The organism is Cupriavidus campinensis, assembly GCF_905397395.1.
Taxonomy (GTDB): Bacteria; Pseudomonadota; Gammaproteobacteria; order Burkholderiales; family Burkholderiaceae; genus Cupriavidus; species Cupriavidus campinensis.
On sequence record NZ_CAJPVH010000048.1, the window covers coordinates 1 to 18,558 of the forward strand.

13 protein-coding genes and 1 pseudogene are annotated in these 18,558 nt (G+C 67.8%); 8 read left to right on the plus strand and 6 right to left on the minus strand.

The window, feature by feature from the left end; translation table 11 throughout:
• From KHO18_RS21680 to KHO18_RS21690, 3 genes and pseudogenes are all read left to right on the plus strand, one after another.
• Positions 1–206: pseudogene (locus KHO18_RS21680) on the plus strand (exodeoxyribonuclease VII large subunit); the annotation flags it as partial.
• Positions 207–363: 157 nt separating this feature from the next.
• A complete protein-coding gene (locus tag KHO18_RS21685; protein ID WP_144197330.1) occupies positions 364–942 on the plus strand; it encodes a superoxide dismutase in 579 nt (192 codons plus the stop codon).
• A 185-nt stretch (positions 943–1,127) separates the two neighbouring features.
• Entirely contained in the window at positions 1,128–1,802 is a 675-nt protein-coding gene (locus KHO18_RS21690) for a response regulator transcription factor (RefSeq protein ID WP_211943877.1), read from the plus strand.
• Positions 1,803–1,831: 29 nt separating this feature from the next.
• Here KHO18_RS21690 and KHO18_RS21695 read toward each other — a convergent pair whose 3' ends face one another.
• Complete coding sequence (locus KHO18_RS21695) at positions 1,832–2,206, minus strand: response regulator transcription factor (RefSeq protein ID WP_144197332.1); 375 nt, start codon at positions 2,204–2,206, stop codon at positions 1,832–1,834.
• A gap of 303 nt (positions 2,207–2,509) precedes the next feature.
• Here KHO18_RS21695 and KHO18_RS21700 point away from each other — a divergent pair, with 303 nt between their 5' ends.
• Positions 2,510–3,532 carry a LysR family transcriptional regulator gene (locus KHO18_RS21700; protein ID WP_211943878.1) on the plus strand — a complete coding sequence of 341 codons (1,023 nt, stop codon included), beginning with the start codon at positions 2,510–2,512 and terminating at the stop codon, positions 3,530–3,532.
• Between the two features lie 152 nt (positions 3,533–3,684).
• A complete protein-coding gene (locus tag KHO18_RS21705; RefSeq protein WP_211943879.1) occupies positions 3,685–9,186 on the plus strand; it encodes a trifunctional serine/threonine-protein kinase/ATP-binding protein/sensor histidine kinase in 5,502 nt (1,833 codons plus the stop codon).
• 99 nt (positions 9,187–9,285) lie between these two features.
• Here the strand turns inward: KHO18_RS21705 and KHO18_RS21710 are convergent, their stop codons facing one another.
• From KHO18_RS21710 to KHO18_RS21725, 4 genes are all read right to left on the minus strand, one after another.
• Complete coding sequence (locus KHO18_RS21710; protein ID WP_211943880.1) at positions 9,286–11,499, minus strand: di-heme oxidoreductase family protein; 2,214 nt, start codon at positions 11,497–11,499, stop codon at positions 9,286–9,288.
• A gap of 285 nt (positions 11,500–11,784) precedes the next feature.
• A complete protein-coding gene (locus KHO18_RS21715) occupies positions 11,785–12,459 on the minus strand; it encodes a DsbA family oxidoreductase (RefSeq protein WP_144197334.1) in 675 nt (224 codons plus the stop codon).
• Positions 12,460–12,562: 103 nt separating this feature from the next.
• Complete coding sequence (locus KHO18_RS21720) at positions 12,563–12,847, minus strand: hypothetical protein (RefSeq protein WP_144197335.1); 285 nt, start codon at positions 12,845–12,847, stop codon at positions 12,563–12,565.
• A 136-nt stretch (positions 12,848–12,983) separates the two neighbouring features.
• On the minus strand, positions 12,984–13,232 hold the full coding sequence (locus tag KHO18_RS21725) for a hypothetical protein (RefSeq protein ID WP_144197336.1): 249 nt from the start codon (positions 13,230–13,232) through the stop codon (positions 12,984–12,986).
• Between the two features lie 177 nt (positions 13,233–13,409).
• Here KHO18_RS21725 and KHO18_RS21730 point away from each other — a divergent pair, with 177 nt between their 5' ends.
• The 3 genes from KHO18_RS21730 to KHO18_RS21740 all read left to right on the plus strand — a co-directional run bounded on the left by KHO18_RS21730 (position 13,410) and on the right by KHO18_RS21740 (position 17,387).
• Positions 13,410–14,450 (plus strand): transporter, encoded by a 1,041-nt coding sequence (locus KHO18_RS21730; RefSeq protein ID WP_144197337.1) that lies wholly within the window; start codon positions 13,410–13,412, stop codon positions 14,448–14,450.
• An 88-nt stretch (positions 14,451–14,538) separates the two neighbouring features.
• Positions 14,539–15,489 (plus strand): polyphosphate kinase 2, encoded by a 951-nt coding sequence (ppk2, locus tag KHO18_RS21735; protein WP_144197338.1) that lies wholly within the window; start codon positions 14,539–14,541, stop codon positions 15,487–15,489.
• A 173-nt stretch (positions 15,490–15,662) separates the two neighbouring features.
• A complete protein-coding gene (locus KHO18_RS21740; RefSeq protein WP_211943881.1) occupies positions 15,663–17,387 on the plus strand; it encodes a M30 family zinc metallopeptidase in 1,725 nt (574 codons plus the stop codon).
• A 42-nt stretch (positions 17,388–17,429) separates the two neighbouring features.
• Here KHO18_RS21740 and KHO18_RS21745 read toward each other — a convergent pair whose 3' ends face one another.
• Entirely contained in the window at positions 17,430–18,527 is a 1,098-nt protein-coding gene (locus tag KHO18_RS21745; protein WP_211943882.1) for a helix-turn-helix transcriptional regulator, read from the minus strand.
• Positions 18,528–18,558 lie beyond the last annotated feature (31 nt).

Consider the following 18,558-nt stretch of genomic DNA (forward strand, 5'->3'; position numbering starts at 1 on the left):
GGCTGGGCCGCGTGGCCGGCGCGCTGGAGTTGCTGGCGCCGCAGCGCACGCTGGAGCGAGGCTACGCGGTGCTGCTGGACCAGCGTGGCCGGGCGCTGCGCTCGCCGGCCGAACTGCGCGCCGGCAGCGTGGTGGAGGCGCATCTGGCCGACGGCGTGGCGGATCTGGAGATCGCCGGCGTGCAGGCCAAGCTGGCGGCATTTTGAGTCCTGCCGGGCCGGGATGGGACTGATTCTCAATCGACCCGCCATTGTCTTCCGCGCAAACTAACATGAGTCCAGGGGGCATTCCGCCCGCGTTTGCGCGGGTCTGGCAAGTCACCTACAATCGGCAACTCCCCACCCCAAACCTAGAGACAGAACAATGGAACACAAGCTCCCCCCGCTCCCGTACGCGCATGATGCCCTGGCTCCGCACATCTCCAAGGAGACCCTGGAGTTCCATCATGACAAGCACCACCAGACCTACGTCACGAACCTGAACAACCTGATCAAGGGCACCGAGTTCGAGAACGACACGCTGGAAGCCATCGTGAAGAAGTCGTCGGGCGGCATCTTCAACAACGCTGCCCAGGTGTGGAACCACACGTTCTACTGGGAATCGATGAAGCCCAACGGCGGTGGCCAGCCGACCGGTGCGCTGGCAGATGCCATCAACGCCAAGTGGGGTTCGTTCGACAAGTTCAAGGAAGAGTTCACCAAGACCGCCGTGGGCACCTTCGGCTCCGGCTGGGCCTGGCTGGTGAAGAAGACCGACGGTTCGCTGGACCTGGTCTCCACCTCCAACGCCGCCACGCCGCTGACCACTGACGCCAAGCCGCTGCTGACCTGCGACGTGTGGGAACACGCCTACTACATCGACTACCGCAATGCCCGTCCGAAGTACGTGGAGGCATTCTGGAACGTGGTGAACTGGGACTTCGCGTCGCAGAACTTCGCCTGAATCCAGGTTCCGCAAGCGTGACAAATTCGTCACGAAGGCGGTAGGAAAAGGCCCCGTCACGGGGCCTTTTTTGCGTCTGCGGCCCCCGCCCGGGAACACCCGTGCGGCAACGCCTGCACATAGTAAATCTCCTACAATAGCGAGAAGAGCGAAGGTGACAGGCGGTAGTAATCCCAGGAGGCAAGATGAGTGCGTGGTCGCAATCGACGTTGGCCCAAAGCCCGCGGGACAGCAAGGAGCGCGTGGTCTACGTGGTCGATGACGACGAGGCGGTCCGGCTCGCCCTGAGCGGGCTGCTGCGCTCCACCGGCCTGCGCGTGGAGACCTTCGAATCGTCGCAGGAATTCCTGGCCTTTACCAAGCATGACGCGCCAAGCTGCCTGATTCTCGATGTCCGGCTGCGCGGCGAAAGCGGCCTCGCCTTCCAGGAGCAGATCGCCAAGAGCGGCGTGCGCATGCCGATCGTGTTCATGACCGGTTATGGCGATATTGCGATGACGGTGAAGGCCATGAAGGCTGGCGCGGTCGATTTCTTCGCCAAGCCGTTCCGCGACCAGGACATGCTGGACGCGGTGGCCAACGCCCTGGCCCGTGACGGCGAGCGGCTGGCCGCCGAGCAGTCGGTGGCGGGCCTGCGCACGGCCTACGAATCGCTGACCCCGCGCGAGCGTGAGGTGCTGGTGTTCGTGGTGGCCGGCCTGATGAACAAGCAGATTGCCTATGAGATGGATCTCACGGAAGTCACCGTGAAGATCCACCGTGGCCGGGTCATGAAGAAGATGGGCGCGCGCTCGGTGGCCGATCTGGTCCGCAAGGCCGAGGCACTGGGCGTCCAGCCGCAGCCGCACAAGCCGGCCTGAGCGGGCGCAACGCTCCAGAATTCGTCGATTTACGATGGCAGGTCCAGCGCCACGCTGAGCCAGTGGGCGATGGCGTCCGGGTCCACCGGCTTGTCGAGCACGGCCAGCGCGCCGTTTTCGGCCGCGCGGGCCTTGAGGTCTGCCGTGGGGAAGGCGGTGATGAAGATGGTCGGCGGCGCATGGCCGAGCGACAGGATGCGCTCATGCATCGCCACGCCGGACATGCCGGGCATCATCACGTCGGAGATCAGGCAGGCGGTGACGGCAAGCAGGTCCGATTGCAGGAACTCCTCCGCCGATGCGAACAGGCGGGTCTGCCTGCCGAACGAGCGCACCAGGCTCTCCGTCGCGAGGCGGACCGCCTCTTCATCGTCGACAATCGACACAATCTGATCAGAAGACAAAAGATCGACCTCGACCCTTGGGGATGGAAATGGCACGCGGCAGGCGTGCACCTGCGCATGAATGTGTTGACGTTTCCAGCGTAGCGCTCATGCCTGCGGCGGAGCATTATACAAACGTATTACGCCTCGCCCGATGGCCTCGGGTAATACCCGAGTATGACGTTGCGCATCCTAGGTAGGACGTGCCGCTACCCGTCCGCAGAATAGTTTTACGCCCCTCCGGCACGTAACCTTGTGTCATGGCCGGTGCGAGTGCGCAGTGCACCCGCAGACTGCCGGCACGCTTGATAGGGGGGCCATCAAATGCATCAGACGGTGACATCTCAGTGTGGTTTTCGCGTGGGAACGGCCAATCGCGCCGACGCGCTGTCCAGCTGCTTCGCCACCAGCTACGCCGGCATCATCGCGTTCATGGCGGTGGCCACGGAGGGCAGCTTTGTCCGCGCCGGCGAGCGGCTGGGCATCGGCCGTTCGGCGGTTTCCCGCAGCGTGCAGAAACTGGAAGAGCAGCTAAGCACCCGCCTGTTCCTGCGCACCACGCGCACCACGAACCTGACCCGCGAGGGCGAGCGCTTCTTCGAGAACTGCAACCTCGGCGTGACCCAGATCGTCGGCGCCATGAACGACATGCTCGACCTGCGCAACGGCCCGCCGCGCGGCATGCTGCGTGTCTGCTCCACCGTGGGCTTCGGCCGCAAGGTGGTGGCGCCGCTGCTGCTCAAGTTCTCCGAGGCCTACCCCGAGATCTCGGTGGATCTGCTGCTCGATGACCGGCCCGCCAACTTCGCTGCCGACCAGGTCGACGTGGCGTTCCGCGACGGCTATATCGAGGACTCCAGCATCATCGCCAAGCAGCTGATTCCGATGCAGATGGTGGTCTGCGCGGCGCCGGCCTATGTCCAGAAGCGCGGCCTGCCGGCCACGCTGGACGAACTCGGCCAGCACGACTGCATCAACCAGCGCTTTACCGGCGGGCGGGTGGCCGAGTGGGAATTCAAGGTGGACGGCCAGTTGCGCAAGGTGCTGCCGACCGCCCGGCTGACCTTCAACGATGCCGACCTCGTGCTCCAGGCCGTGCGCGATGGCCGGGGCATCGCCCAGATGCCGGCGCACCAGGTGTCCGACTACCTCGCGCGCGGGGAACTGGTCATGGCCCTGCACCAGCATGTGCCGAGCGACCGGGGCCACTACATCAGCTACCTGTGCCGCCAGCACCTGCCCACGCGCATCCGGGTGTTCGTCGATTTCATGACCGAGCAGATCCGCGCGCTCGACCTGCTCCAGCTGGCCGGAGGCGACGCCGCCCCGGAGCGGCTGGCGGCCTGACGCAAAATGTGATCGATTGCGCATGCGCCATCACGCCGGGCCCGGCCTCCCCGCTGGCCTGCGCGTTCCGCTGTACCGGCCAGCGCACACCCCATGGCGTCCGGTTCACCTTGGTATATGCTGACGCAGATCCATAACGTTTGTCGGCGCCAATGGGTAACAGACTGCACGTCCTGTGGGACGACGGCGAACGCGTGTTCTGTCGAGACCAGCTTCCGGGCGAGGGCGGCGGCCACGCGGTGCTGCTGGCACGCCCGGCGGCGGAACACCCTTTGCCCGCCACGCTGGACCGCCTCGCGCACGAGTTCGCGCTCCGGGACGAACTGGACGGCGCCTGGGCGCTGCGCCCGCTGGAGCTGTTGCGCGACGGCGGGCGGACCGTGCTGATGCTCGACGATCCGGGCGGCGAGCCGCTCGCGGCGATGCTGGGCACGCCGATGGATGCCGGCACCTTCCTGCGCCACGCCACCGGCATCGCCCTGGCGCTCTGCAAGCTGCACCAGCGCGGTCTGGTCCACAAGGACCTCAAGCCCACCCATATCCTCGTGAACTGCGCCGACGGCCAGTCCCGGCTGACCGGCTTCGGCCTCGCCTCGCGCCTGCCGCGCGAGCGCCAGGCCCCGGAACCGCCCGAGACCATCGCCGGCACGCTGGCCTATATGGCGCCCGAGCAGACCGGGCGGATGAACCGGTCGATCGACTCGCGCAGCGACCTCTACGCCTTCGGCATCACCCTCTACGAAATGCTGACCGGCGCGCTACCCTTCACGGCGACGGACGCCATGGAGTGGGTGCACTGCCATATCGCCCGGATGCCGCCGTCGCCCCGCATGCGGGTGGAGACCGTGCCGGCCGCGCTGTCGCGCATCGTCATGAAACTGCTGGCCAAGACCGCCGAGGAGCGCTACCAGACCGCCGCCGGGGTCGAGCACGACCTGCGGCGCTGCCTGGAAGACTGGGAGCGCCAGCGCCGCATCGAGGACTTTCCGCTCGACGAGCACGGCACGCGCGACCGCCTGATGATCCCCGAGAAGCTGTACGGGCGCGAGCAGGAGGTCGACACCATGCTCTCGGCCTTCGCCCGCATCATCCGCACCAGCACGCCGGAACTGGTGCTGGTGTCCGGCTACTCGGGCATCGGCAAGTCCTCGGTGGTCAACGAGCTGCACCGGGTGCTGGTGCCGCCGCGCGGGTTGTTCGCCTCCGGCAAGTTCGACCAGTACAAGCGCGATATCCCGTACTCGACACTGGTGCAGGCGTTCCAGAGCCTGGTGCGCACGCTGCTCGGCAAGCCCGACACGGAGCTGGCGCGCTGGCGCGGTGCGCTGCTGGAGGCGCTGGAGCCCAACGCCCGGCTGGTGACGGACCTGATTCCCGAGCTGAAGCTGATCATCGGCGAGCCGGAACCGGTGCCGGACCTGGAGCCGCAGCAGGCCCAGCAGCGCTTTCTGCTGGTGTTCCGGCGCTTTATCGGCGTGTTTGCCCAGCCGGAGCACCCGCTGGCGCTGTTCCTCGATGACCTCCAGTGGCTGGACGCCGCCACGCTCGACCTGATCGAGGATGTGCTGGTCCGTTCCGACCTGCGCCACCTGATGCTGGTGGGCGCCTACCGGGACAACGAGGTCGATGCCACCCATCCGCTGACCGGCAAGCTGCTGGCCATCCGCAACGCCGGGGTCAAGATCGATGACATCAAGCTGGCGCCGCTGAGCCGCGCCCACATCGAGCAGCTGTTTGCCGAGTCGCTCCATTGCGAACGGGCGCGCATCGCGCCGCTGGCACAGCTGGTGGAGGACAAGACCGCCGGCAACCCGTTCTTCGTGATCCAGTTCCTGCAGGCGCTGGTGGAGGAGGACCTGCTGGCCTTCGACCACGACGCGCGGCAGTGGACCTGGGACCCCGACCGCATCCACGCCAAGGGCTACACCGACAACGTGGTGGACCTGATGGTCGGCAAGCTGGCCCGCCTGCCGGCCGAGACCCAGCAGGCGTTGCAGCAGCTGGCCTGCCTCGGCAACGTAGCCGAGATGGCGACCCTGAGCACCGTGCTGGGCGTGCCGGACGCGCAGGTCCACGCGGCGCTGTGGGAGGCCGTCCGCCAGGAGCTGGTCGAGCGGGCCGATGGCGCCTATGCCTTCGCGCATGACCGGGTCCATGAGGCGGCCTACCTGCGGATTCCGGAAGCCTCGCGCGCCGCCGCCCATCTGCGCGTGGGCCGGTTGCTCGCCGCCCAGACGCCGCCGGAGACGCTCGACGAGGCCATCTTCGAGATCGCCGGCCAGCTCAATCGCGGGGCGGCGCTGATGACCGAGCCGGACGAGCGCGAGCGGCTGGCGGCGCTGAACCTGATGGCCGGGCAGCGCGCCAAAGCCTCCACGGCCTACGCCTCGGCGCTGGCCTACCTGAGCACGGGGGCGGAGCTGCTGGGCGACGAAGGGTGGGCGCACCGCCACGCGCTGCGCTTTGCGCTGGAGCAGCACCGGGTGGAATGCGAGTTCCTGACCGGCCAGCTGGATATCGCGGACGCGCGCCTGGGCGCGCTGACCCCGCGCGCCACCACCACAGTCGAGAAGGGCCGGGTCGCCTGCCTCCAGATGGACATCTGCCTCGTGCTCGACCAGAGTGACCGCGCGGTGGCCGTGTGCCTGGACTACCTGCGGCATGTCGGCATCGAATGGACGCCTCACCCGGACGACAACGCCGTCCGGCGCGAATACGACGAGATCTGGACCCGCCTCGGCGACCGCCCCATCGAGGCATTGATCGACCTGCCGCTGATGGACGACGCGGCGTCCCTCGGCACCGTGGAGGCGCTGAGCAAGCTGTTCGCGCCCGCCCTGCAGACCGATGCCAACCTGGCTTGCCTGACCATCTGCAAGGCGGTCAGCCTCAGCATGGAGCGCGGTAATTGCGATGCGTCCTGCGTGCTCTACGCCAATGTCGGCCGGGTGGCCGGGCGGCGATTTGGCGACTATCAGGCCGGCTTCCGCTTTGGCCAGCTGGGCTGCGAACTGGTGGACCGGCGCGGCCTCACGCGCTTCGAGGCCAAGACCTACCTCTGTTTCTCGATCTTCGTCATGCGCTGGCTGCGGCCGGTGCGCGAGTGCCAGCCGCTGCTGCGCCGCGCGTTCGCGGCGGCGAACCGCATCGGCGACCTGCCGTACGGCGCCTACGCGGGCAACAGCCGCAACTCGGACATGATCTTTGCCGGCGAGCCGCTGGCCGAGGTGCAGGTGGAGGCCGAGCGCGGGCTGGCCTACGCCGAAAAGGTGCGCTTCGGGCTGGTGATCGACTTTATCGCCACGCAGCTGGCGCTGGTGCGCATGCTGCGCGGCCTGACGCCGGTCTTCGGCAGGCTGGATGGCGAGCCATTCGAGGAGGCGCGCGTCGAACAGCATCTGGCGGCCAGCCCGGACCTCGCGCTGGCCGAGTGCTGGTACTGGACCCGCAAGCTCCAGGCGCGCTACCTGTGTGGTGATTACGTCACCGCCATGGCCGCCGCCGCGCGGGCGCGGGCGCTGCTCTGGACTTCGTCCTCGTTTTTCGAGGAGGCGGAATATCACTGCTACGCCGCGCTGGCCCAGGCCGCCGCCTGCGACAGCGCCCCGGCGGACGAGCGCCAGCCCCATCTGGACGCGCTGGCCGCGCATCACCGGCAACTCGCGCACTGGGCCGAGCACTGCCCGGAGAACTTCGCGGACCGCGCCATGCTGGTCGGCGCCGAGATCGCCCGTGTGGAAGGCCGTCTGTTGGATGCCGAGCATGGCTACGAGCAAACCCTCGACGCGGCGCAGGCGAGCGGCTTCGTCCACATCGAGGCGCTGGCCAACGAACTGGCGTCGCGCTTCTACGCGGCGCGCGGGCTGGGGAAAATCGCCCGGATCTACCTGCAGGATGCGCGCTACGCTTACCTGCGCTGGGGCGCCGATGGCAAGGTGCGGCATCTGGAGGCCCAGTATCCGTACCTGCGCACCGAAGACCCCGTGCCCGGCCCGACCACCACCATCGCCACGCCGGTGGAGCACCTCGACCTGGCGACCGTGCTCAAGGTGTCTAAGGCTGCCTCGGGCGACATCGTGCTGGAGAACCTGATCGACATGATCATGCGCACGGCCATCGAGCAGGCCGGCGCCGAACGCGGCTTGCTGGTGCTGTCGGGCGCGGGGGAGCACCGGGTGGCGGCGGAAGCCACCACCGGCACGGATGCCACCCAGCTTCAGTTGCGCGACGTGCCGGCCAGCGCGGAGATGCTGCCGGAGTCACTGCTGTTCCATGTGCTGCGCACCCGGGAAAGCGTGGTGCTGGACGATGCGGCGGCCGATTCGCCGTTCGCCACCGACCCCTATGTGCGCCAGCATCGCGCCCGCTCGATCCTGTGCCTGCCGCTGATGAACCAGGCGCGGCTGACTGGTGCGCTCTATCTGGAGAACAATCTCACGGCGCGCGCGTTCAGTCCGGCACGGATCGCGGTGCTGAAGCTGGTGGCCTCGCAGGCCGCCATCTCGCTCGAAAACGCGCGGCTGTACCGCGACGTGGCCGAGCGGGAGGCGAAGATCCGGCGGCTGGTGGAGGCCAATATCATCGGCATCATTGTCTGGAACGTGGCCGGCGACGTGCTGGAAGCCAACGACGCCTTCCTGCGCATGGTGGGCTACGCGCGCGAGGATCTGGTCTCCGGCCGGGTGCGCTGGCGCGACCTGACCCCGCCGGAGATGCGCGCGGACAGCGAACGTGCGCTGGCCCAGTGCGAGCAGTCCGGGCACGCCGCGCCATTCGAGAAGGAGTACATCCGCAAGAATGGCACGCGGGTGCCGGTCATCGTCGGCCTGGCTTCCTTCGGCGCCGGCCGGCAGGAGGGCGTGGCGTTCGTGCTTGACCTGACCGAGCGCAAGCAGGCCGAAGAGCGCGTGCGCGAGGGCGAGCGGCGCTACCGCGAGGTGCAGACCGAGCTGGCGCACGCCAACCGGGTGGCGACCATGGGACAGCTGGCGGCGTCGATCGCGCACGAGGTCAACCAGCCGATTGCGGCGACGGTGACCAACGCCCAGGCCGGGCTGCGCTGGCTGGGCGCGCAGCCGCCCAATGTCAACGAGGTGGGGGAGGCGCTGACCCGCATCGTCAAGGACGCCAACCGGGCGGGCGATGTGCTGGGGCGCATTCGCCAGTTGATCAAGAAGTCGCCGCCCCGCAAGGAGCCGGTGGACATGAACGCGGCGATCCGCGAGGTGGTGGAGCTGACCCGTGGCGAAGCCGCCAAGGGCCTTGCCACGGTGGAGACGGCGCTGGCGGACGGTCTGCCCCACGTCGAGGGAGATCGTGTCGAACTGCAACAGGTGCTGCTCAACCTGATCATCAACGCGCTGGAGGCGATGGGGGGCGTCAGCGATGGCGGCCGGCATCTGGTGATCCGCACTGCGTCCGCCGAGGACGGCTGCGTGAACGTGACCGTGTGCGACTCGGGGCCGGGCTTCGGCGCCGACAGCGCCGAGCGCGTGTTCGCCCCGTTCTACACCACCAAGGACACCGGGCTGGGGATGGGGCTGTCGATCTGCCGCTCGATCATCGACGGGCACGGCGGCCGGCTCTGGGCCAGCCCCAACACCCCGCGCGGGGCAGTGGTGCAGTTCACGGTGCCCGCGCGGCAGACGGCCTAGCCGGACTGGCCCGAGGCAAAAAAGCAAAAACCGGGGCACGCGGCCCCGGTTTTTCTTCAACGGCTGTTACCGCAACACTACAGCGACATCACAGCGACATCACAGCGACTGCAGGAACGCGACCACCGCGTCGCGGTCGGCCTTGGGCAGCGCCTCGAACTGGGTGCGGCTGCTGTCGGCCTCGCCGCCGTGCCAGAGGATGGCTTCCAGCATCGAGCGTGCGCGGCCGTCGTGCAGCAGACGCACGTTCTGGTCGCCGCCCTGCACGAAGCGCAGCGAGCCGACGCCCCACAGCGGCGCGGTACGCCACAGGTTCGGCGCGGCGTTGGCTTCGCGCAGCGAGTCGGCCAGGTTCGGGCCCATGTCGTGCAGCAGCAGGTCCGAGTACGGGTGGATGGTCTGGTTGCGCAGCTCGGCAAACGGGTGCGTATTGCCGGTCTGCATCGTCGCCGTGTGGCAGGCCACGCAGCGGACCTGGTTGAACAGGGCGGCGCCGCGTGCGATCAGGGGCGGGTCCACGTCATGCTCGGGCGAGACGCGGATGCCGTCCGGGAAGCCGCTGCGCAGGCTGCGCTGGGCCGGCACGCCGATCAGCGACAGGTAGTGCGTGAGCCGTTGCAGTTCGCCCTCCGTCACCGAGGTGGCCGAGGCGCTCCGGCAGTCCGGCGCGCCGCGCTGGCAGCCGCGCGTCGGGAACGTCGGCGAGGTCACGCCCATGTCCTTGATCAGCGCATCGCCCACCTGATGGCGCAGGCTGGCCTTCGACGCCTTCCAGCCAAAGCGGCCCAGGTGCGTCTTGCCGGTTTCCGGATCGACGATCCAGTTCGGGATGCCGCGCACGCCGTCGCCGTTGGCGTCGTTCGGGTCGGCCTGGGCCAGGATGGTGGTCTCGGCCAGCGCCTCGATCAGGCCCATGCCGATCACCTGCGGCGCCTGCCGCGCGGAGAACTGCGCGGGCGTGGGGCCCTTGAAGGCGAACACCGGCTTCACCAGTTCCACGCGCTCGCCGTCAGGCAGCGTGCGCACGGTCTTGTCGAGCGCCTGGAGCGTGACGTCGAACGGCGTCGCCGTCGGGTCCTGGGCGTGCTGCTGCACGTTGTAGCCGTAGGTCGGATCCGCCTTGCCATCGGCGCCGTTGGTCAGCATCGACATGGTGTCGAGCTTCGCCCCGATGCCGGCGGCCACGCTGCGGCCGTTGTTCGTATGGCACTCGATACAGCGCGGCTGGTTGTAGCGCGGGCCGAGCTGGCCGATGTGGGCCGTGAAGACCGGGTTGTCGGCGTCGTGCTCCGAGTGCTTGCCGTCCAGGAACGAGGTGTGGAACAGCCGGCGGCCCTCCACGAAACGCTGCGTGTTGACGATGCCGATGTTGTTCGCCATCTGCTGGAACACGCGCATCGGCTCCTCGGAGTAGTTGTACGAGATGCTGGCCTGGCCGCCGAGCAGCGTCTCTTCGGGCAGTGGCTCCGAGTCGAGGTTCGGGGCGATGCCGTACCACGGGCGCATGCCCACGCCCACCACGTAGAGTTGCTCGAACGAGTAGTAGCGGCTGCCGCCGCCGTCCACCACCGGGTCGCGCTTGAGGCGCGGCGCCGGCGCCAGCTCGACCTTGTCGCCGATCTTGAGCGGGCTGTGCGGATCGGTACGCCAGTTCGAGTCGAAGGACATCATGCAGTCCTCCTTCGGCTGGGCTTCGCGGCAGATCGGCAGGCCGCCTTCCTTCGGATTGTTGAAGCCGTAGTTCAGGGACCAGCCGTAGTCGCGCACCTCGGGGTTCAGGATGTTGCGGAACAGGCTGAACGTGGTGCCGTCGAAGATGCCCTGGTTCACGCGCAGGTACACGTCCACGCGCGAGATGCCGGCCGGCACGTGATCGTGGATCTCGAGGCCGAAGGTGCGGTTCTGGAAGTAGAACGTCGGGAAGGTCAGGTAGCGGCCCGGGCCTGCGTCGGGGGCGTCCCACGCCTCGCCGCGCTCGCGCGCGTGGCGCTCGGTCGGGCGCGAGCCCATCATCGTGACCAGCGTGCCGTCAGGCTGGCGGTACTGGATCTGCTCGTTCATCGGCGTATCTGCCGAGAACAGCGGCGTGTAGCCCAGGGTATCGCCGGCCGGCGTGCCCGAGGGCGCGCCGTCACCGCCGCCGCCACAGGCGGCCAGCAGCAGGGCGGCGGAAACGCAGACGGACAGGGCGGATAGACGCGATAGGCGCGATAGACGCGATCGGCGAGACGTGGCGCGATGCCCGTCGCACCCCGGTTGAGGGCGTGGTGTAAGGACCTGCATGGTGTTGACCCCTTCGTTTTTGTTGAACATCTTCCCGTTGCTGCCGGCGGTCACTCTTCGGTGCCGCTCGTGTTTATCGCCGGAACGATGACAAGTACATGACAAACGTCATGTATTGACATGGGCCGGCGCCCTGGCCGCATCGTCGATGCGCAGGGCTGCCCCTACTTAATGGGGGTGAAAGTTAGCAAATGTGAACGGGAAAGTGTGGGCGACGTAGAGGGGTGTCGCGTTGGCGTCACACCGCCAACGCAAGAAGCGTGTACTCAAAAGCGTCAATGCGAGTCCACGCGAGACAAATGAGGGGCAGGGCGATCAGGTGGAGGGCGCTTCACCGCCGCGCTCGGCCAGGATCTGCCGGATGGCCTGCTCGAACGCCTCGGGCGCCTGGCCGCCGGTGACGAGGTAGCGGTTGTCGAAAATGATCGACGGCACGGACGTGATGCCCATGGCCTGGGACTGCTGCTCCTCGGCGCGGACTTCCTCGGCAAAGTCGTCGCTGTCCAGCACGGCGCGCGCCGCGGCGGCGTCGAGCCCGGCCGACTGGGCGGCTTCCACCAGCACGGCGTGGCCGCTTGGGTCCTTGCCCTCGCCGTGATAGGCGCGCAGCAGGGCCGCCTTCAGCGCCAGTTGCTTGCCTGGCTCCTGCTGGCCCGCCCACTGGAGCAGGCGATGGGCATCGAAGGTGTTGTAGACCCACTCGCGCGGGCCGAACGTGAAGCCCACCTCGGCGCCGCGCGCGCGGATCATCGCCTGGGTCTCGGCGATCTGCGCCGGCGTGCGGCCGTACTTCTTGCTGATGTAGCCGACGATGTCCTCGCCCTCGGGCCCCATCTGCGGGTTCAGTTCGAACGGGTGGACGACGATCTCGGCATCCACGGCGTCGCCCAGGCGGGAGAGCGCGACCTGGAGCGAGGACAGGCCGATCGCGCACCAGGGGCAGGCGATGTCGGAAACGAAGTCGATACGGAGGGGTTGGGCTTGGGTCATGGCAATCCTGTGCGGCGCGCGAAAGAGGCGATGGCCGACAGGGTAGCCCGATTCGCCGCCCCTTGCAGGCGGCGGGTATTAGGTCACGGAGGGACGGGCGGGGCTACAGCCCCACGATCGACTGTCCGGGCACGTGCCCGTCGATGATTTCGGTGCCGGCCTGTACCGCCGCGCGGCGTGCGCCGCCCAGGCTGTCCCACTGGCGGGCCAGCATCGGAAAGACCCGCACCAGGGCCGATACCGGATCGGTCCCTTCGCGGCAGATCACCACGGAGGCACTGTAGGTGCGGTCCGGGCGGCGTTCGTACCATTCGTGCGTCGCGGCATGTGTGTAGACCAGCGGGTAGATGTCGTACCCTTTGTAGCTGGCGCTCGGTGAAGTGTCCATGGCCGCCTCCGGGAAAGTGGATGGGCCCACTTTACGCGCAATTCCGCGCCAAAACAGGCGCGGCCCGGGATTATTTCGCGTGGCTTTCCGAAAGATGCCCCGGGCGCGCTTTACGGCCGCCAGGCCGCGCCGCGCCTTACCCGCGCGGCGATTCCTCGGCGATGTTGAACTGCTCCTGCAGCGCGCGGATCTTCGGCGCCAGCGCCTCGAGGCAGGCCGCGCCGCTCTCGCCCTCCATCTTCGAGACGCTCCAGTTGCAGCCGTCCCCATCCGGCGCGTGCCAACAGACATCGCCGAAGCAGCATCCCTTGCACGCCGGCAGCTTCTCCTGTTCGGCGCGGATCATCGCGCGGACTTCGGCCTTGTTCTTGATCTGTCTCGACATGTCCCCTCCTGGTGGGCATCGGGCGCCCGGTTTTGTGGTGATGGGATAGTTATAGTGCATACGGCGCATTCGGATTCGCGCGGGATGGGGGGTCTGTCACCGACTTTTCGCGCCGGTGTGCTAGCGTCGCGCGCTGGCGCACATCGTGTCGATCGTCGACGAAGGGACAGGGGGTTTATGCAATCCGGCATTGTCGAATCCGGCTATGGTTCCGATCCGGTGGGGCTCGTCAGCGGGTTCCTGTTCGAGCCGGGGCAGCCGCCGCGCGAGATTCCGTCCACCGAGGCGGTGGCCTGGCTGCAGCGCCAGGATGCCGGGGTGCCCCATGCCCGCCCCCACGACGGGCCGTTCCTGTGGCTGCATTTCAACCTGTCGCACAGCGCCTGCGAGCGCTGGATGAAGACCCACCTCGGCCTGCCCGACGATTTCTTCGAGGCGCTGCGCCAGGGCTCGCACTCCACGCGCATCGAGCGCCAGGAAGACGCGCTGCTGGCCGTGGTCAACGACGTGATCTACAACTTCGGCGTGACCTCGACGGACATCTCCACCCTCTGGGCCAATGCCGATCACCGCCTGCTGGTGACCGCCCGCATGCGCCCGCTGCGCTCGGTGGACAAGCTGCGCGCCGCCGTGCGCCGGGGTGAGGACTTTCGCTCCCCGCTGGATCTCGTCGTGCATCTGCTGCGCGATCAGGCCGACGTGCTGGTACAGATCGTGCGTGAAACCGGGGTCAGTGTGGACCAGATCGAAGATCGGCTGCTCGCCCAGCGGCTGCAGGGCAACCGGGCCGACCTGGGCGCCATGCGGCGCGGCCTGGTGCGGCTGCAGCGCCTGCTGGCGCCCGAGCCCGGCGCGCTGTTCCGCCTGCTGAACCGCCCGCCGGCCTGGCTGCGCGAGGCTGATCTGCAGGCGCTGCGCGAATCCACCGAGGAATTCTCGCTCGTGCTTGATGACCTGGCCGCATTGGTGGAGCGGATCAAGCTGCTGCAGGAAGAAATCGCCGCCAAGCTCAACGAGCAGACCAACCGCACGCTGTTCACGCTGACGCTGGTGACCGTGCTGGCGCTGCCAATCAATATCGTCGCCGGCTTCTTCGGCATGAACGTGGGCGGCATTCCGCTGGCCGACCATCCGCACGGCTTCTGGGTGCTGGTGGCGGTAGTGGGCAGCTTTTCGGTGCTGGCCGGGCGGTGGGCGTTTCGCAAGCAGGCAGAGTGACCCGCACCACGCAAATTCATGCAATTGCCATGGGTCAGGCGTACGATATTTGCCGATAGCCGATGCAGCGACGTGACGGAGAAATGCCATGGATTACAACGACGAAGCGCTGATCCGGCGCATCCACCGCGAGGTGGCGGACTACTACGACGAGGAACTGGAACTGGAGCTCGAAGACCGGGACCCCGCGCTGATCCAGAGCCTGCTGGCGCGCGAATCGGGTGGTCCCGGCGATAACTCGGGCGTGACCGACAGCGAGGACGAGCGCGCTGAACGTCACATGTATTTCCGCGAACTGTTCCGCCTGCAGGGCGAACTGGTGAAGCTGCAGAGCTGGGTGGTGGCCACCGGCCACAAGGTGGTGATCCTGTTCGAGGGGCGCGACGCCGCCGGCAAGGGTGGGGTGATCAAGCGCATCACGCAGCGGCTGAACCCGCGCGTGTGCCGGGTGGCCGCACTGCCGGCGCCCAACGACCGCGAGCGCACGCAGTGGTACTTCCAGCGCTATGTGTCGCACCTGCCGGCCGCGGGCGAGATGGTGCTGTTCGACCGCAGCTGGTACAACCGCGCCGGGGTGGAGCGCGTGATGGGTTTCTGTACCGACGACCAGTACGAGGAGTTCTTCCGCTCGGTGCCGGAGTTCGAGCGCATGCTCGTGCGCTCGGGCATCCAGGTCGTCAAGTACTGGTTCTCGATCTCGGACGAGGAGCAGCACCTGCGCTTCCTGAGCCGCATCCACGATCCGCTCAAGCAGTGGAAGCTGAGCCCGATGGACCTGGAGTCTCGCCGCCGCTGGGAGGACTACACCCGGGCGAAGGAGATCATGCTCGAGCGCACCCATATTCCGGAGGCGCCGTGGTGGATCGTGCAGGCCGTGGACAAGAAGCGCGCGCGCCTGAACTGCATTCGCCACCTGCTGGGGCAGATGCCGTACGTGGAGCCGTCGCAGCCGGTGATCGTGCTGCCCGAGCGCGAGCGCCACGCCGACTACACGCGCCAGCCGGTGCCGGACGCGATGATCGTGCCGGAAGTCTACTGACCGGATCGGCAGGATCGGCACCCCCGATCCGCCAGATCTGATGCCAAAGCGGCAAAAACGACAGAACGCGACAAATCCTGACAATTCCCTAAAGCACGGGCGACACCCGCCGTTAAGACAGGACGCACCCCGGCACCCTGCCGGGGGCTCACCTTTTTCTCGGGAGTGTCCTGATGCGTCGCCTCGCAGTGCGTGGTTCTGATCTGTCCCTGTTTTCGCGCGGCCTGCCCGCGCTGACCGTCCTGGCGGCGCTTGCGCTGACCGCCTGCGGCGGCGGCGGCGGCGACAATGCCGGCTCCACCACGACGCAGCAGCAGGCCGGCGACACCAACACGCCCGTGACCCCGGCGCAGCCGGTGCTGGTGACCGGCCTCGACCAGGCGTGCAGCGGCGCCCAATGCAGCGCCGCCACCAGCGCCGCCTTCTCGGGCGCGGGCACCGGCATCTGGGGCCACACCGCCGGCGGCGCGTCGGAGGATGTGCAGTTCTCGATCTCGGGCCTGGCCGGCACCTCGATCTCCCTGCTGCTGACCAACCTGAACAACACCCTGGCGCTGCTGCCCAGCGGGCTCTCCGCCAGCATGCTTGACGCCACCACGGTGACCCGCCTGTCGCCGCAGGCGCTGAGCGCGGACGCGGAGGCCGAAGCCCGCCGCCGCGAGATCGCCGAATTCAACCGCACCGGCTGGGCCGAGAAGGTGGCCGCCGCGCAACCGCTGCGCCAGACCCTGGGCGTGCCGGCGCCGCGGCCCGTCGCGATCCCGGGCGTGGGGGCGACCAAGTCCTGGTACCACACGGACGGTTCCACGCGCCCCGCCACGCTGCGCAAGCAGATGACCGCCACCGACGGCACCATCGTCAATGTCTGGGTGGAAGACTCCCAGTACAACATCGTCAACGGTATCGACTCGACCATCGTCGACGACCTGGGCGCCGCCTTTGCCGGCTCGGGCAAGATCTATGACCTGCTGACCGGCATCGGCGGCGCGGTCTGGGGCGCGAACGCCCATCCGGACACCGTGCTGCCCGCGGGCCAGCCGATCGACATCGTCATCCTGAACTTCGACGGCAACGGCGCTCCGGGCGGCACCGTGGGCTACTTCTGGGGCCTGCACAACCTGCTGAAGACCGCCGATTCGCGCAGCAACGAGTCGATTTCGCTGTATCTGGACAGCGAGACGCTGGCCCTGGGCGGCGCCACCGGCATGAAGGCGATGAAGATGACCATGGCGCACGAAGGGACGCACATGCAGAACTTCTACCGCCGCGCCGTGACGATGGGCACCGCCTATGCCTACGACGACTGGCTCGAGGAAATGACGGCGATGCAGATGGAGGATTTCCTCAGCTTCAGCATCGACCCGACCTACAACGCGATCCGCGATGTGCGCTTCCCGGACTTCTACCGCTACAGCGGCTTCAACTGCCCGCTGCTGACCTTCACGGGCGGCGGCACGTGCGAGAGCTACTCGGTGTCCGGCAGCTTCGGCGGCTTCCTGGACCGCCAGCTCGGCCTGCCCTTCTATAAGGATCTGCTGACGCGCCAGGTGGTGGGCTCGAAGACGGTGCTCGACCAGGCGATCCAGGCCACCCAGCCGGGCCTGACGTTCAACCTGGCGCTGACGCGCTGGGCGGCGACCAACGGCAGCGGCATGCCGGCCGCCAAGGCGCCGACCGGCTACGGCTATCCGCGATGGACCGACGGCACCTTCGAGCTGCCGGAGATCGACCCGGCCTCCACCGCCAATGCCGCGCTGCGCAAGCTGCCGGCGTCGGTGCCGAGCTTCCTGCAGGGCCTCGGCACGCTGCCGCTGAAGCGCACGGCCACCACCGATGGCGTGTACAGCGACAAGGTGCGCCTGCCGGCCGGCGTGACGCTGTCCGTCGTCGCCTACTGACCGGGCCGGGCCGACCTCTCCCGGCATCCTGCTTTCTGTTACTTATAGCGGGACCGGGAACGCCTCTTCGAAGGTCAGCACGGTTCCCGTCAGCGCGCCGTCGTAGCCCGGCAGCGCGTTGACGCGCTCGCGGTAGGCCGCGCTGCGCATGGCCGACACCGCGCCGGACAGCGCCGGACTGTGCAGCGCCGTCTTCTCGATCGCAAAGAAATAGCGCTCCTTGAGCACGGGCACGAATTCGAGCCCGAAGCGGCGCGCCGCCGTCTCCACGCCGAAGCCCACATCGGCCATGCCGCTGCCGATATAGGCCGCCACCGCCGCGTGCGTGAATTCCCCGTTGCTGAAGCCCTCGATCCGGTTCGGGTCGATGCCGCGCCGCGCCAGCATCAATTCCAGCAGCAGCCGCGTGCCTGAGCCCACCTGCCGGTTCACGAAGCGCACATCCGGCCGGACCAGGTCTTCCAGTGCTTCCACCCCGAGCGGGTTGCCGGGCCCTACGAAGAGACCCTGGGAGCGCACGGCGAGGTGGATCAGGCAATGCGTCTCGGGCCGCAGCCAGGCGGCGAAGCGGTGCAGGGTGTCTTGTTCGAGTGCACCAATCGGCACATGAAAGCCAGCCACGTCGCACGCGCCCTCGGCCAGGGCCGCCGCGGCTTCCAGGCTGCCGCAGTACTTCAGGTCGTGCCGGACCTTCTGTTCGTCGAGATAGTCGCGCAGCGCCGCCACCGCGAAACCGTGGCTGGCGTAGAGCCGCACGGCCGGGTCGGTGGCATCCATCAGCTTCTTCAGTTCAATTTCCAGCTCCGACGCCAGGCTGTCCAGCGTGGGCGAGAGCCGCGCCGCGATGCGCTTGCTGGCCCACACCAACTGCTGGGCCATCGGCGTGAGGGTGGATCCCCGTCCACGTGTCTTGGCGATCAGGGCGCCGCCGAACAGCGTTTCGGCGTCGCGCAGGATGCCCCAGGCGTAGCGGTAAGACAACGACACGGCCTCGGCCGACTGGGCGATGTTGCCGGTGGCCTCGATATGGCCAAGCAGGGCCACCAGCCGTGACACATCAAGGCTGGGCGCGGCCCGCGCGGCATCGGGGGCGGCGTCGTCGCGGATCTGGAGGTGGGGCTCGATCGAGATACGTAGCATATGCAGAAAATAGCATATTGAACGCCAGAAA